Here is a 14,063-nt window from a genome sequence, read left to right on the forward strand (position 1 = left end):
ACGGGCAACGCATCTGAGATATTTTAAGCGTTTGCTCCAAAACCTATCCGAAAGCCCCTTTGACAATAAGGTAGACTTTGTTATATTCTATACGGCAATATGTTTGTGTCGGTAATGATAGATCCGGGCGGACAGGACTCCGCTGCCCATCTTTCTGAATTATTAACTTTCTACGGATTTGAGCGAATGCAGCGTGCATGCTGGGAGTCCGTTACTCTTAACGAAAAACAGTTGGTTTCTCTTAAACGCGAAATAGATCGGGTAACCGATTATTATGACGTTGTCCGAATATATCAGTATCCCGTCGAAGGCGTATTGGCAATTTCCACGCTTGCTAAGAAAAAGTGGCGGAAGCTTTTAATCCGTCCGCCTAAAGAAATGTAAGTCGTTTATTTATAGGAGATGCGCTGGGAAATATCCTGCAAAAGTTTTTATAGGAGATGCGCTAAAAAGTGCCGCCTAAAATTGCGTCGGCAACTTTTTAGCTCAAGTTTGCGTTGCAAACTTGATTATTTACGGGTGCGCCGTCCTGATCTTCGGAGCAAAGCTCCTCGTTGCAGGACTCGCGCACGGCTAAAAACTTTTTTCGAATGTTGAAACATCCGAAAAAAGTTTTTATAGGAGATGATGATGTTATTGGAAGAATATAAACCGCAGATTACAGCACTTAAAGCCGATGTTGACGAAATTTGGAGGCGTCTTTGACTCCGAAGCGGTAAAAAAACGGATTGCGGAAAAAGAAGCCGTTGCGGGACAGGAAGGCTTTTGGAACGATCCTAAAAAAGCCGAGAAACTCTTGTCGGAAATTAAAAAACTGAAAAACCGTATCGAACCGTGGGAGACGCTCATTGCCGATATAGAAGATTTGCAAACCCTCTATGAGTTGACTCAAGAAGCCGGTGATGCCGATAATGCGGATTCCGTTCAAGAAATCGATATGTCGCTTAAAGAGCTTCAAGAACGGTTTGAAAAACTCAATACTTTAGCGCTTCTTTCGGACGAGGTTGACGGGAGCGATGCCTTTTTGACGGTACATGCGGGAGCAGGCGGAACGGAAGCCTGCGATTGGGCACAGATGCTGACTCGTATGTACCTCCGCTGGGCGGAACGCCGCGGCTTTAGCGTTGAAACGCTTGACGAGCTGGAAGCCGATGAGGGGTTAAAATCCATCACCTTACAGATACGCGGCGACTATGCCTACGGCTTTTTAAAGGCGGAAACCGGCGTGCACCGGCTTATCAGAATCAGTCCGTTTGATGCTAACGCCCGCCGCCATACCTCTTTTTCTTCCGTGTATGTGTTTCCCGTACTTGATGATACCATCGAGGTCAATATCAGGCCGGAGGATTTACGGGTAGACACCTACCGTGCAGGCGGAGCGGGGGGGCAGCATGTCAATAAAACAGACTCTGCCGTGCGGCTTACACACCTGCCCACCGGTATTGTCGTTGCGTGCCAAAATGAGCGCAGTCAAATTTCCAACAGGGCAACCGCTATGAGTATGCTGAAAGCACGGCTTTACGAATACTACCGGAACGAAAAAGAAAAAGAGAATGCGAAATTTGCCGCCGAAAAAAAAGGAATTTCGTGGGGAAATCAAATCAGGTCGTATATCTTTCAACCTTATACAATGGTAAAAGATCACCGTACAAAGCATGAAACGGGCAATATTCAAGCCGTTATGGACGGCGATATAGACGGATTTATCGAAGACTTTTTGAAAAAACAATGGGCGAATCAGCTGATGTATGAGGATAGCCCGGAATGAAGGTAAAACGGCTTTGTGCCGCTGTGATTGCAATTATTACCGCGCTGTGCGCTGCCGCTCAAACTAAGGAAGAAGTTCCCGTATGGTCGATTACGGCGGCAAAATTTACGCTGACCGATGTACCTGAATTATATGCATCATACGCAACGGCATTGCCTACGATGCTGAATCTTTTTTGCGCCGTACCCGCAAGCAGGCTGGTAACTCCCGAAGAGAAAAAAGCGCGGCAGTTGCCGGATTATACCGCAAAAAAACTTGCGCTTATCCACGAGCGGGGAGCCTTAATCGCAGAGCGGGATTCGCTGTATCTTGCAGTCATCTCCGAAAAAGAGAAGATAAAACAGACGGCTGCACTCAACAAAAAAATAAAAGCAAAGGAAGCGGATATTCAAAAGGCGCAAGAAAAAATCGATCGATTGTTGGCCGATACCTCTTTTACTGCCGAAACACTCCCCGTTATGGTATGGAAGGACGGCGGGCGGGTGTTTGAGCTGCCTGAGTATGCAAATATTCCGCAAACGCTTAAAACCGAAAATATTTCCGCGGTTATTAACGGCACCGTACAGGATTTGGCGGGATATATGTATGTATCGGTTGTGCTGACAACCGGTTTGCCGGGTATGCCCGAATACCGTTTCAGTGAGGCAGGGGCGTATCAATCAATCGAAGCAGTAGCCCGGTCGTTGGCGGCGCAAATTATGACGGCAATCAAAAATACCCAGCCTGCAACGGTCGTGCTGAGCGTCGAACCGGAAGATGCGGAAGTATATTTGGATAACGAGCTGTTAGCAGCGGCGGAAGGTACTCTCTACATATATGAAGGGAGCCATCGGCTGGAGGTAATAGCTTCGGGTTATGATTCGGCCGGTAAAACTATCGAAGCTCACGCAGGAAAAGATTATTTGCTTAAAATAAGCTTAAAGAAAGAAAAGAGTATTTCCGTCGGCTTTGAGTTTACAAAACCTGCTGCTGATGTATTTTTACATACGCAGTATTTTTCAGGTACTCCGTTTCAAACCGATATTCCTACCGGTAAAACTACCGCCGTGAGTTTTTCTTATGACGATGTAAAAACGTACGTTGTGCTCCGCCCCGATAATTTTATACGGCAGGGAGAAACAGCATATCAGCTGCAGGTCTCGCTTAATAAAGAAAATACCAAGACATTGATCGACCGGCGGCGGAATGTTTTGTATTGGTCGCTCGGGGCGTTTTATGCGGCGCTTCCTATTTTTATGATTTTACAAGGAATAACTGCGGATATGGCTTCGGCTGCTGCAGATTCTCATTTGCGTGTTACTGAGGATGTGGAGAAGACATACCGCACACTTGTTACCGCTTCTGTGGTTGTGGGGGGACTTACAATCGGTTTGGGCATTAACTATGCAGTGCAGCTCGGATTGTACCTGTATGCTGCCGATCAAAGTATCCCAAAAGAGGCAAGTAAATCTAAGAGGAACCGCTAAAAACTGATATTTTCAGAGGTTCCTGATAGAATGTATGAAACGGTAGGGAGTATGAAGATTCCAGACCGGATATACTGGAGAAAAATATGGCAAAACGAAGTTTTTCCGAAAGTTTAAAAAAGCTGTTCGGTATTCATTCCAAATTGGATGATTCCTTTTTTGAAAGCGTAACCGATACGTTGGTAGAAGGAGATATCGGCGCTCAATTTGCATTTGAGATTGAAGATCAGCTTCGTTCCGAATGTAAAAAACGGAAAATTGAGCAGCAAGAACAGGTATTGCAAGTTTTGTACGATATTTTGCTGCCTTTTTTGCCGGTTGCTTCTTTTATGCCGGAGAAAGATAAAACTTCGGTGTATTTGCTGCTGGGTGTAAACGGAGTCGGAAAGACGACGACTGCGGCAAAACTTGCTCAATATTTTAAATCCCGCTTTGAAGCGCCTATCATACTTGCCGCGGCGGATACCTTTAGAGCTGCAGCGATAGAGCAGCTTGAATATCATGGAAAACAGCTTGATGTGCGGGTTATTGCACATCAGTACGGCGGGGATCCGGGGGCGGTTATCTTCGATGCGGCACAGGCAGTGCGGGCGCAAGGCGGCGGTCTTGTCATCGCCGATACTGCAGGGCGTCTCCATAATAAGGAAAACCTTGTGAGGGAACTGCAAAAGATCAACAGGATTGCAGAATCCAAAACCGATGAAGGCTGCTATAAGAAGATACTCGTGCTCGATGTAACGGCAGGGCAAAGCGGCTTCCGGCAAGCTGAAGTGTTCCATGAGGCGGTCGGCGTCGATGCGGTTATCCTTACAAAGTATGATTCAACGGCAAAAGGCGGCATCGCGCTCAGTGTGGGGCGGCAGCTGAACCTGCCGGTCATCTTTACCGGTACCGGAGAAAAATACGGGGACTTTGCTCCCTTTAATGCCGATACCTATCTGCGGGAATTTATCGGTATGCCGGTATGAAACGCTTTGCATCGCCGTTGCTTATTTTAATATGTATACTCTGTCTATCGCCGCTCGGTGCTGACGGAGGCGGAACTGTCGGCGAAAGCATTCAAACCGGAGAAGTATCGGAAGAAGTACCTATTGAGGATGTTTCTTCCGATGCAGCCCCGGCGGATGGGGAGACCGCAAAGAACGGCAATGCGGCTCCTTCATCCGTTGAACAAGGAAAGAATTCTGATGCGGCTGCATCGAAAAAAGAAGCCGAAAAAGATGATGCTTCCGATTTAACCTTTGCATCCATCCATACTAAAGGTCTAACCGTTGCTGACGGGAATAAGTGGTATTATGAAAATTTTGATAGGCAGGGGCGTGCTTCCTTTGCAGTGCTTTACGAAGACGGCACGGCGATTGAAAAAACAGTGTGGACGTATCAGGGTTCAGCCCGCTCTCCCGTACAAAAAGAAATACTCCGTAATGGAAAATCGGAAATCTTCCGCTATGATGAGGAGGGCAGGGAGCTGACCGCTGAACGGTATGAAGGGAAAACATTGACGTTCAAGAGGGAAAACTCATATACCGAATTCGGTAAGCTGCTGGAGCAGACAATTACCGAAGGAAAGAATACCGATAGGTCGGTGTGGGAATTTGTAGATGATAAAGCCGTTGCGCAAACAAAATACCGGAACGGAAAGAAAACCGCCTTTATCGAGCTGCATGATACTCCCCACATTGTGCACCTCTATGTCGATGACAAAGAAGTGTATGTAGGGGAAGAACAATGAAGCGCACCGACCTTGCATGGATTTTTTTTGTACTGCGGAGATTCAACGCAGCCGATACCAAGGGGCGGTCGGCCATTACCGGAATCTTTTCCGTGCTTGGCATCGCTTTCGGGGTTACGGTATTGATTGTTATTCTCGCGGTGATGAACGGTTTTCAGCGCAGCTTTATCGACACCATTTTGCAGGTAAGCTCGGCGCACGTTCAGCTGTACGGCTCCGAAGCGGCGCTTGAAGAAGCACGGGCAGCCGGCGGCTTTCAATCCTTTTATATATTTTCGGAAACTCAAACGATCATGCAGGGAAATTACGGCAGGCAGCAGCCCGCCATATTGCGCGCCGTGCCCGAAACGGTTTTAGACGATGACCGCGGTTTTGCCGGCGCCGTCACAATGATGGAAGGCAGCTTTGACCTCAGTGCGCCGCATTCCGTTGTGCTCGGGTACGAGCTTGCCCGTATGCTTTCGGTTTCTGCCGGGGACAGGATTTCGCTCCTTGCGCTTTCGGGAACCGCGGATACCGACATCTTTCCTGAGGATGCGGAATGTTTGATTACCGGTTTGATGAAAACCGGTTACTATGCGATTGACGCAGGCTTTGCGTTTATGTCAACGGAAACCGGCGAGCTGCTGTGCGGCAAACAGCAGGAACAGTCCGCGGCGGTAAAACTGCAAAATCCGGAAGCCGACGGGATATATATCGCGCATGTTTCCGCAGCGGTTCCCGCGCTTAGAGCGGAATCGTGGCGTACCTATAATCAGGCTTTTTTCGGCGCGCTGCGTATCGAAAAAAACACGATGTTTATGCTCGTGTTTTTAATCTTTGTGGTGGTTACGGTGAATATTTACAACGGAATGCGGCGTTCCATCTATGAGCGGCGGGAGGAAATTTCGGTGCTTGCCTCTTTGGGAGCAAAAAAGGAGCACATCCAAGCCCTCTTTATCGCAAACGGTTTTACAATAGGGCTTTTGGGCGCTTCGATCGGCTTGATCTTAGGGCTTTTGCTTTCCGCCGACATCAACCGTGTATTTTTAGTGGCGGAAAATCTGGTAAATGCCGTCATAGAAGTTGCAAATATTATATTGGAGCGTACGTTTACCGGCTTCAGTATTTTCAGTCCTCAATATTTTTATATTGATTCGGTGCCGGTGCGTATTTTTTTCAATGAAGTTTTTGCCGTGTTCTTATTCGGTCTTTGTTCCGCGAGTTTTGCCGCTTCGATTGCATCCCGAAAAATCCTTATCCTTAAACCTGCGGAGGTGCTTCGCTATGAATAAACCGATTTTAGCGCTGTCAAATGTTTCAAAAACCTTTCAGTCGGAGGCGGATTCAATTTCCATCTTGCAAAACCTCGACCTGATAATCGAGCAGCCGGCAAAAATCGCCGTAGTAGGGGAGTCCGGCTGCGGAAAAACTACGTTTTTGAATATTGTCGGCGGTTTGGAACAGGCTGATTCGGGGGAAATTATTGCGGGAGGGTACGAACTGCACCGGCTTGATGAAAACGGATTAACGGAATACCGCCGCTTTTATCTCGGCTTTATCTTTCAATTCCATTATTTGCTCAAGGATTTTACGGCGCTTGAAAATGTGATGCTGCCTGCGCTCATTGCCGGTGCGCCCAAAAAAGAAGTAAAAGAGAAGGCTGCCGCGCTTTTGCAGGATGTAAAGCTGGAAACACGGCTCAACCACTTTCCGTCTCAGCTGTCGGGCGGGGAGCGGCAGCGGGCTGCGGTTGCCCGTGCGCTTATTAATGATCCTTCGCTTATTTTAGCCGACGAGCCTACCGGTAATCTTGATCCTGCGAACGCACGCGGAGTTCAAGAATTGCTCTTTTCGATGGCGGATAAGCACCGTAAAACCCTCATCATCGTAACGCATGATCAGGGAATTGCCGCCAATACCGATCTTTGCTATCGGCTTGAACAGGGGAAGCTGCATCTCGTATGAATTTTTTACTGGCATGGAAACTCGCGCTGCGGTATCTGGGACTTAACGCAGGGCAATCTCTTTCCAACGCGCGGAAGAGCTTAATCGGCGCTATCTGGGGAATCGGCATCAGTATTATCCCGTTAGTTATCGTACTCGTGGTATCCGACGGGATGATACAGGGGATTACCTCCCGTATGATTGAACTCGGGAGCGGACACATACAGATACTCGACCTGCGCCCTGCTCCCCGAAGCTCACAGACTGCCGAAGAACGGAAGCGGAGCGCTCAGGCAGCCTTCGATTCAATTTCCGAAAACGCGCAGTACGTTATCACCGGTTCGCGGCAGCAGCAGGAAGGCACCGGTTTGCTCATCGGCAAAACAGGGCGCAGAGGAGGTACGATACGGGCGATAGAAGCAGGCTATTTTGCCGACAATCTTCCCGCACGGAACCTATTAACGGTGGTAGACGGCACCCTTGATCCTGATGATGACCGCTCTATCTTGCTCGGTAAAAAGATTGCCGAAAATACCGGCCTTAAAGTCGGGGACAGTTGTTCGCTGCTCACCTTGCTGCCGCAGTATTCGGGCAATAAAACAAGGCCGAAGCTGACCCGATTTAAGGTTGCCGGCATTCTTTCTTCCGGCTATCAGGAATTGGATGCGCTGTGGATTTTTATCCCGCTGGCGGCTGCCGATGCGGTTTTATCGCCGCAGTCTTCCGTCAGGTCTCTTACGGTCAGTATTGCCGACCCCTTTAATGAAGCCTTGCTTGCGGAAGCAAAAGAAGCAATTCAGCAGCTGCTTCCGGCAGGTTTTTCGGTATATACATGGCAGGATTTAAACCGTTCTCAATTTTATTCATTCCAAACCTCGAAGAATCTGCTGCTGTTTATCATGTTTTTGATTCTACTTGCGGCATCGGTTAATATTTCGTCGGCAATGGTTATGCTCATCATGGAACGGCGGAAGGAAATTGCAATTTTGAAAGCGGCAGGGGCACATCCGTTTTTTATCACCCTGTCGTTTTTACTTGCAGGACTCTTTACGGGTGCGGCAGGTCTTTGCATCGGCTTACTCGGCGGAATCCTCGCGGCGCTCCATATCAACGAGCTGTTTGTCTTTTTTGAATATGTAATTAATGCGGGGCAGTCCGCTTTTTATTATATACTGGGAAAAACAGGCAGCCATGAGGCGATCCGTCTCTTGGCTCCCGAATACTATTTGGAATATATTCCCATATCCTTAAATATCACCGAATTGTACATAATCGCTGCCGGAACGCTTGTTCTGTCGGTTATTGTCTGTATGTTGCCCGCCGTATATGCGGGTAAAGAAAAACCTTTGGAAAGTATGCGGAAGCTGTAACGGGGAAATAATTTAAATTATGCAAAAATTCCAATGTCGAATCGGTTTTGACTGAGTGCAAGAAAAGATGGACATACACTCATTTTTACTTGCACTTTTTTTTTGAATATACTACAATACGCGCAGATGGGGTGCCGGAACAATGAACGGGAAACACAGCCGTATTCGTTCCGTGCTGAGAGCATACCCGAAAAAGGCGTCCGTACGGAGGCCTTACACCTGATCCGGATAATGCCGGCGGAGGGAATAATGAAGTTTCGTCTTTATTTCTTATCGTTTATTGTATGTGCAATCATACTGCCTTCAACCGCTTTTGCAGGCGGAAAAACCGATACTGCAGAAAAAACCGTTGTCGTTTATACCTATGGCTCTTTTGCATCGGAGTGGGGGCCGGGAGCCGAGATAGCCAAACGCTTTCAAGAACAAACGGGCTATACCGTCACCTATGTAATCTGTGGAGATTCAGGCTCGGTCTTGTCAAAAGCAATAGCCGAAAAAAAGAAGCCGCGTGCCGATATACTGCTCGGTATCAATGCGTTCCTTACCGATAAAACCCGAAATGCCGGTGTTTTAGAACCGTATACTTCTCCGAATTTGGATAAGGTTGTTCCGGTGCAGATTATGATGACCGATGATCACCTATTAACTCCGTATGATTGGGGGTATTTTGCAATCATGTACGATACTCAATCAAAAGTACCCGCTCCTCAATCATTGGAAGATTTAACCAAACCCGAATATGCAAAATCCTTGGTTATCATGGATCCCCGCACGAGCGCTCCCGGATTGGGTTTTGCCGCATGGACAAAGGCGGTGTACGGGAATGACTACCTTGCCTATTGGAAGCGGCTTGCTCCGTCGGTTTTGACGATGAGCCATTCGTGGAGCGCAGGCTACGGGCTGTTTACGGCGGGAGAAGCTTCTCTTGCGGTCAGCTATACCACCAGTATGGCATATCATATCCGGTACGATAAAACCGACCGGTATCAGGCCTTGGTTTTTGACGAAGGGAATATGATTGCGCTTGAGGGAATGGGCGTGGTTAAAAACGCACCGCATAGAGCTGCTGCGCAAGCCTTTATCGATTTTATGCTGACCGAAAAAGCGCAGGAAGTGCTGCCGGAAACGCAGTGGATGTATCCGGCAAATACTGCGGTGCCGCTTCCCGAATCATTTAAGACCGTCCCGATGCCTAAAAAATCGCTGACGATTTCCGGCACCGAAGCGGAAGCGGCGGTAGACGCTATTATTTCGATATTGGAAAAATAATCGCACGCTGTGCAGTATTCTATGGGTTCGGTTAAACGGAGCATTTTGACGCGGTCAATAGTGCAAAATTCTTTTACAGCAGCGGGCGGAGTGTTATTCTGCGCCGTGCTGATTGCGTTTTTTTTACCGCTCGGTGCTGCCGTTTTTCCGGCATTCGGGGGCGGTTCCGCATCGGCGGTTCGGCCGTTATGGAGCGCAGCCCGCTTCACCGTTATCCAAGCGTTTCTTTCTGCGGCGGGGGCAAGCGTTGTCGGGCTGTGTGCGGCATTCTTTTGTGCCCGCAGGAGTTTTTTCGGCCGGAAATTACTGCTTTCGCTTTCGGCGGTACCGCTCAGCGTACCGCCGGTGGTTATTGCGCTTGCGTTTATTCTGTTTTTCGGTAAAAACGGCTTACTGAACAAACTGCTTATGGCGGTTTCTGCCGGACGGTTTTCAACCGGTACCTTCCTCTATTCGATGGGCGGCATCTTGTTTGTACACGCCTTTTATAATTTTCCGATTACGATGCGTACCGTTTCCGCCGCATGGGAACAGCTCCCCGAAGACGCCGAACAGGCTGCCTTTTTGCTCGGCGCATCGCCGTTCCGTGTTTTTAGAACGGTTATTTTCCCCGCATTAAGAGCGCCGCTGTTTGCCTCCTTTGTTATTACCTTTTTATACTGCTTTTTCAGCTTTGTGATTATTCTGCTGTTAGGCGGGCTCGGTAGTACGACGCTGGAGGTGGAACTGTATCAAACGATCCGTAGGGATATACACGCGAACGCCGCTGCCCGGATTGCGCTGGTGGAAACGGGTATCGCGGCGGCTGCGGTTGGGCTCTATGCCTTTTTAAGAAGTAAAACTCCAGACCATACCGAGCATACACAGTATGCCCGTCGCCGGTTGCGCATCAAAGGCATTCCTGAACATATCTTTTTTACCGTGCTTATCTGCATCATTTGTTTTTGTCTATTGTTCCCGCTCGCTTCTCTCGTATGGTATTCGCTGTCGAACTCGAAAGCACCGCTCGGTATAAGCGTTCAGGCATGGATGAAGCTTTTTCAGCGCCCCGCTTTTTGGGTAGCGGTGCGGCAAACCGTGCAGACGGGTATCAGTACCGCCGTTCTTTCCGTCGCAGCCGCACTTTTTTTTGCATACACGGCGTTTCAATCGAATAGACAGTGGCATAAGAGTTTGCCGCTTCTTCCTTTTGCCGTCTCTTCCGTTATTTTAGGTTCGGGCTGGCTAAAGCTCGATATTGCACCGTCGCTGTTGTTGCTGATTATCGTGCAAAGCTCGCTCGCTTGGCCGTTTGCGTGGATGCAGGTAGAGATCGGGCTCGCAAAAATTCCCGGTTCGGTACTCGATGCCGCCCGTCTTTTGTCAGTCTCCCGAACGGATGCGTTTTTTAGAGTGTTTTTGCCGTTGTGTAAAACCGGTATTGTGTCGGCGTTGTGCGGTGTGTTTGCGATCAGCGCGGGAGATGCTTCGCTGCCGCTTCTTTTGCACATTCCGAACTTTGAAAACCTCGCGCTTATGCTATTCCGTTTTGCCGGTTCGTACCGCTTTACCGAAAGCGCAGGTATCGCCGTCATCCTCGCCGTTCTCACAGGTTTTCTTTTTTTTATCCAAGACGCGGTGCGGGAGGAAGGACAAACACCTCAGACTGTTTTTAAACAGCCCCGCAGAATCAAGAGGCTGTTCAACCAGAATTGAACCTCTTCGCGGTTCAAATGGTCTCACAGCCTCTTGATTCTGCGATGTATATCTACCCGTCTGAGGTGTTTGTCCTTCTGCGAAAAAAGGCGTGCCAAATTTTGGTCAAAATTTGGCACGTAAGGAAAGCAACCGCTCGTAAAGATTAGATGCGGTTGCCTTACGGTCAAAAGTATGTATAGTAGGGAGAGGTAATATGAAAAGTGATTCGATGGGTTTTCAGATAAATAGAGAGAATGGCGGAAGCGGGGCGTTTCTCCGGCTTGTCGAGTTGACGAAGAGGATGCCGTCAAAGACGATCAGTCTTTCCTGTTCGGTAGAAAAGGCGGGAACGCTTGCGCTGCTCGGGCCGTCGGGTTGCGGGAAGTCCACCGTGCTTAAAATGATCGCAGGTTTATTGCCTGCCGATTCGGGGCATATCATCCTCGACGGGCGTGATATTACCGGTGAACCTATCAAAAACCGCGGGGTTGGGATGGTCTTTCAGGACTATGCGCTTTTCCCCCACTTGAGCGTCGAAGACAATATCGGATACGGTCTTATTTCACAGGGGATTTCCAAAAAGGAAAGTAGGCGAGCCGCCGCGGAATGGCTCAAGCGCTTCGGTTTGGCAGGTATGGAAAAAAGGCGGATCGAAGGACTTTCCGGTGGAGAGCGGCAGCGTGTCGCCCTTGCGCGGACACTTGCGGTAAATCCGCTGGTGGTTTTGTTTGACGAACCCCTTTCCGCCCTCGATGCCCCGCTGCGGCTTAAACTCCGCGCAGAGCTCAAAAAGCACCAAGCCGAAATGGAGTATACGGCAATCTACGTTACCCACGACCGCGGGGAAGCCGAGTATCTCGCCGACAACATCATCGAAATGCCTTTCTCCTGATCGAAATTTTAGGTATCATTTCTTTAAGCTCAGGGCAAACGCATCAGGCAAATAGATGTCATTTCACAAGATAACGGATACTACTGCCTAGAACCAGTGCTTTTGAAAATAGATGGTGTAGCTACAAGGAGTTAGCTGAAAATAAAGCGCAGGCGCGTTCAAAAATATACGTCCGTGTATATTTTTGAACATCGAGTTTGTTGTAACAAACTCGATGCTGCATATAAGCACCGCCGTCCATGGCGGAAATGATACGTTGAGCAGCGGCACGGATGCCGCTGGTTTTATCAAAAGCGATGTTTCGCAATCCCGCGAAACTCGCAGTCAAAACTATACAAGGATGTATAGTTTTGACGATGCGACGCAGTAGATGCGCCGTATATTTTCAAAAGTATCTGATGCGTTTGCTTTGTGACTGGAGGTGTGGATGTCGCTGAATTGCGCTGAAATTGATAAGATTCTGGAAGAGCTTGATTTGGAAGGCTCTTATATACAAAAGGTGGTGCAATCATCCTATTCCGTGATGGTGCTGCATCTCTATAAGACCCGCCCGACGGCTCTGCTCATCTGTCTTGAGCCGGGGGCATGCCGCCTACATGAAACGACGCGGAAAATCCCAAAGTTCGATAAACCGCTTCGTTTTATGGAACTGCTCCGCTCCCGGCTTCGCGGCGCAAAGATTACCGAGGCTGTGCAGCTGAACAGCGACCGCATTGTTAGGCTTTCGCTGGAGGCCGCCTCAGGGACGCTCCACCTCTATATCCGGCTGTGGAGCGGGGCGGCGAATATGATACTCGTCGATAACGGAGTTATCGTGGATGCCTTTTACCGCCGCCCTTCCCGCGGGGAGATGAGCGGAGAACCGTGGAAATCTCTGCCGCGGGAAGCTGAAGCGGCTTCTCCGGGAACTCCTGCTGCGGGCACTGCACCGGCGGATGTCTCAGCAACCGTTGCGGGAACCCTATCGGCAGCCGTATCTGCCGCAGCCGCCGACAAGGCCGGTAAGCCGGCAAAAACCTACACCGTCCGCAGCTATGACACGTCCAAGACCTTTAACGAAGCAATTGACGAATGGTATGCGCGGCAAGCGCCTGTGCTGTCGCTTGAAGCTTTGCATGAGGAAGCGGAGCGTTTTTACGGTCTTAAAATCGAAAAGATTTCCCGCGCGCTTGAAAAACTCGAAGCAAAAAAGCATTCGTTTTTGCAGGCGGATACGCTGAAACATCAGGGCAATCTGCTGCTGGCGAATCTCTACCGGATTCCGCAAGGCGCTTCATCGGTAGAATTGGAAGATTATGACGCGGACAACCGGATTATCCGCATCGCCCTTGATCCCCAAAAAACGGGGCAGGAAAATGCCGCCGGATACTATGAGCGGTATAAAAAAGCGGTTTCCGGGCTTGAAGCGCTCACCGATGATATCGAAGCTTCCAAGCGGGTGCTGGCCGCGCTGAATGAGGAGCTTGCAAAGCTGCGGGTTGAAGAAAATCCCTACATCATCGAAAAAATATTGCATAAGCGGAAGATCCCCGCACAGCGGAAACAGGCTGCTCAAGAAAAAGAACGGCCGGGACTGACATTTTACCATGACGGGTGGATTTTGTATGTCGGTAGAACCGCTGCGGAAAACGATGAGCTGTTGCGGCATCACGTACGCGGCAGGGATATGTGGCTTCATGTGCGGGATTATTCGGGCGGCTATGTCTTTATCAAAAATAAAAACGGAAAAACCGTTCCGCTGCCCGTTCTGATTGCCGCGGGGAACCTTGCGGTGTTCTATTCAAAGGCGCGTAGGAACGGGCAGGCCGATCTTTACTACACTGCAGTGAAGGATTTGCGGAGGGCAAAAAACGCGCCGAAAGGAACCGTGCTTCCGTCGAACGAAAAAAATCTTTCTATCAAACTTGATCCGGCTGTCCTTAAACAGCTTGAACAATCCCGCGGGGAATCGTTGTTTTAAAAG

12 protein-coding genes are annotated in these 14,063 nt (G+C 49.1%); all 12 read left to right on the plus strand.

Annotated features, from left to right (window positions below):
* The first annotated feature begins 99 nt into the window (after positions 1-99).
* The 12 genes from HMPREF1222_RS00875 (at position 100) to HMPREF1222_RS00935 (ending at position 14,060) form a co-directional block, all read left to right on the plus strand.
* Positions 100-384: a CRISPR-associated endonuclease Cas2 gene (locus HMPREF1222_RS00875; RefSeq protein ID WP_016517813.1), complete on the plus strand. Its 285-nt coding sequence runs from the start codon at positions 100-102 to the stop codon at positions 382-384.
* 246 nt (positions 385-630) lie between these two features.
* Positions 631-1,768, plus strand: a protein-coding gene (gene prfB, locus HMPREF1222_RS00880) for a peptide chain release factor 2 (protein ID WP_155997531.1) whose coding sequence is annotated in 2 segments (ribosomal slippage) — positions 631-702 and positions 704-1,768 — 1,137 coding nt in all. Because the reading frame shifts where the segments join, the coding sequence is not laid out codon by codon here.
* Entirely contained in the window at positions 1,765-3,234 is a 1,470-nt protein-coding gene (locus tag HMPREF1222_RS00885; RefSeq protein ID WP_016517815.1) for a PEGA domain-containing protein, read from the plus strand. The genes prfB and HMPREF1222_RS00885 overlap by 4 nt, the downstream gene beginning before the upstream one ends.
* Positions 3,235-3,320: 86 nt before the next feature.
* A complete protein-coding gene (gene ftsY / locus HMPREF1222_RS00890; RefSeq protein WP_016517816.1) occupies positions 3,321-4,202 on the plus strand; it encodes a signal recognition particle-docking protein FtsY in 882 nt (293 codons plus the stop codon).
* Positions 4,199-4,966, plus strand: a complete 768-nt coding sequence (locus HMPREF1222_RS00895; protein ID WP_016517817.1) for a hypothetical protein — start codon at positions 4,199-4,201, stop codon at positions 4,964-4,966. The genes ftsY and HMPREF1222_RS00895 overlap by 4 nt, the downstream gene beginning before the upstream one ends.
* Positions 4,963-6,240 (plus strand): ABC transporter permease, encoded by a 1,278-nt coding sequence (locus HMPREF1222_RS00900; protein WP_016517818.1) that lies wholly within the window; start codon positions 4,963-4,965, stop codon positions 6,238-6,240. Before HMPREF1222_RS00895 ends, HMPREF1222_RS00900 begins: the two co-directional genes overlap by 4 nt.
* On the plus strand, positions 6,233-6,913 hold the full coding sequence (locus HMPREF1222_RS00905; protein WP_016517819.1) for an ABC transporter ATP-binding protein: 681 nt from the start codon (positions 6,233-6,235) through the stop codon (positions 6,911-6,913). The genes HMPREF1222_RS00900 and HMPREF1222_RS00905 overlap by 8 nt, the downstream gene beginning before the upstream one ends.
* A complete protein-coding gene (locus HMPREF1222_RS00910) occupies positions 6,910-8,262 on the plus strand; it encodes an ABC transporter permease (protein ID WP_006189328.1) in 1,353 nt (450 codons plus the stop codon). Before HMPREF1222_RS00905 ends, HMPREF1222_RS00910 begins: the two co-directional genes overlap by 4 nt.
* Positions 8,263-8,511: 249 nt before the next feature.
* The gene (locus tag HMPREF1222_RS00915) at positions 8,512-9,531 is read left to right on the plus strand and encodes a thiamine ABC transporter substrate-binding protein (protein WP_016517820.1); all 1,020 of its coding nucleotides are present in this window, start codon (positions 8,512-8,514) and stop codon (positions 9,529-9,531) included.
* Between the two features lie 21 nt (positions 9,532-9,552).
* A complete protein-coding gene (locus HMPREF1222_RS00920) occupies positions 9,553-11,226 on the plus strand; it encodes an ABC transporter permease (protein WP_016517821.1) in 1,674 nt (557 codons plus the stop codon).
* A gap of 196 nt (positions 11,227-11,422) precedes the next feature.
* Positions 11,423-12,100: an ABC transporter ATP-binding protein gene (locus HMPREF1222_RS00925; protein WP_016517822.1), complete on the plus strand. Its 678-nt coding sequence runs from the start codon at positions 11,423-11,425 to the stop codon at positions 12,098-12,100.
* A gap of 427 nt (positions 12,101-12,527) precedes the next feature.
* Positions 12,528-14,060, plus strand: a complete 1,533-nt coding sequence (locus HMPREF1222_RS00935; RefSeq protein WP_016517823.1) for an NFACT RNA binding domain-containing protein — start codon at positions 12,528-12,530, stop codon at positions 14,058-14,060.
* The last annotated feature ends 3 nt before the right edge of the window (positions 14,061-14,063 follow it).

Source organism: Treponema vincentii F0403 (assembly GCF_000412995.1).
Lineage (GTDB): Bacteria > Spirochaetota > Spirochaetia > Treponematales > Treponemataceae > Treponema > Treponema vincentii.

What these genes read in the sequence shown, in the direction of transcription:
- HMPREF1222_RS00875 (WP_016517813.1), top strand. Translation starts at nt 100, where the DNA reads ATGTTTGTGTCGGTAATGATAGATCCGGGCGGACAGGACTCCGCTGCC.
- HMPREF1222_RS00885 (WP_016517815.1), top strand. Translation starts at nt 1,765, where the DNA reads ATGAAGGTAAAACGGCTTTGTGCCGCTGTGATTGCAATTATTACCGCG.
- ftsY (WP_016517816.1), top strand. Translation starts at nt 3,321, where the DNA reads ATGGCAAAACGAAGTTTTTCCGAAAGTTTAAAAAAGCTGTTCGGTATT.
- HMPREF1222_RS00895 (WP_016517817.1), top strand. Translation starts at nt 4,199, where the DNA reads ATGAAACGCTTTGCATCGCCGTTGCTTATTTTAATATGTATACTCTGT.
- HMPREF1222_RS00900 (WP_016517818.1), top strand. Translation starts at nt 4,963, where the DNA reads ATGAAGCGCACCGACCTTGCATGGATTTTTTTTGTACTGCGGAGATTC.
- HMPREF1222_RS00905 (WP_016517819.1), top strand. Translation starts at nt 6,233, where the DNA reads ATGAATAAACCGATTTTAGCGCTGTCAAATGTTTCAAAAACCTTTCAG.
- HMPREF1222_RS00910 (WP_006189328.1), top strand. Translation starts at nt 6,910, where the DNA reads ATGAATTTTTTACTGGCATGGAAACTCGCGCTGCGGTATCTGGGACTT.
- HMPREF1222_RS00915 (WP_016517820.1), top strand. Translation starts at nt 8,512, where the DNA reads ATGAAGTTTCGTCTTTATTTCTTATCGTTTATTGTATGTGCAATCATA.
- HMPREF1222_RS00920 (WP_016517821.1), top strand. Translation starts at nt 9,553, where the DNA reads ATGGGTTCGGTTAAACGGAGCATTTTGACGCGGTCAATAGTGCAAAAT.
- HMPREF1222_RS00925 (WP_016517822.1), top strand. Translation starts at nt 11,423, where the DNA reads ATGAAAAGTGATTCGATGGGTTTTCAGATAAATAGAGAGAATGGCGGA.
- HMPREF1222_RS00935 (WP_016517823.1), top strand. Translation starts at nt 12,528, where the DNA reads ATGTCGCTGAATTGCGCTGAAATTGATAAGATTCTGGAAGAGCTTGAT.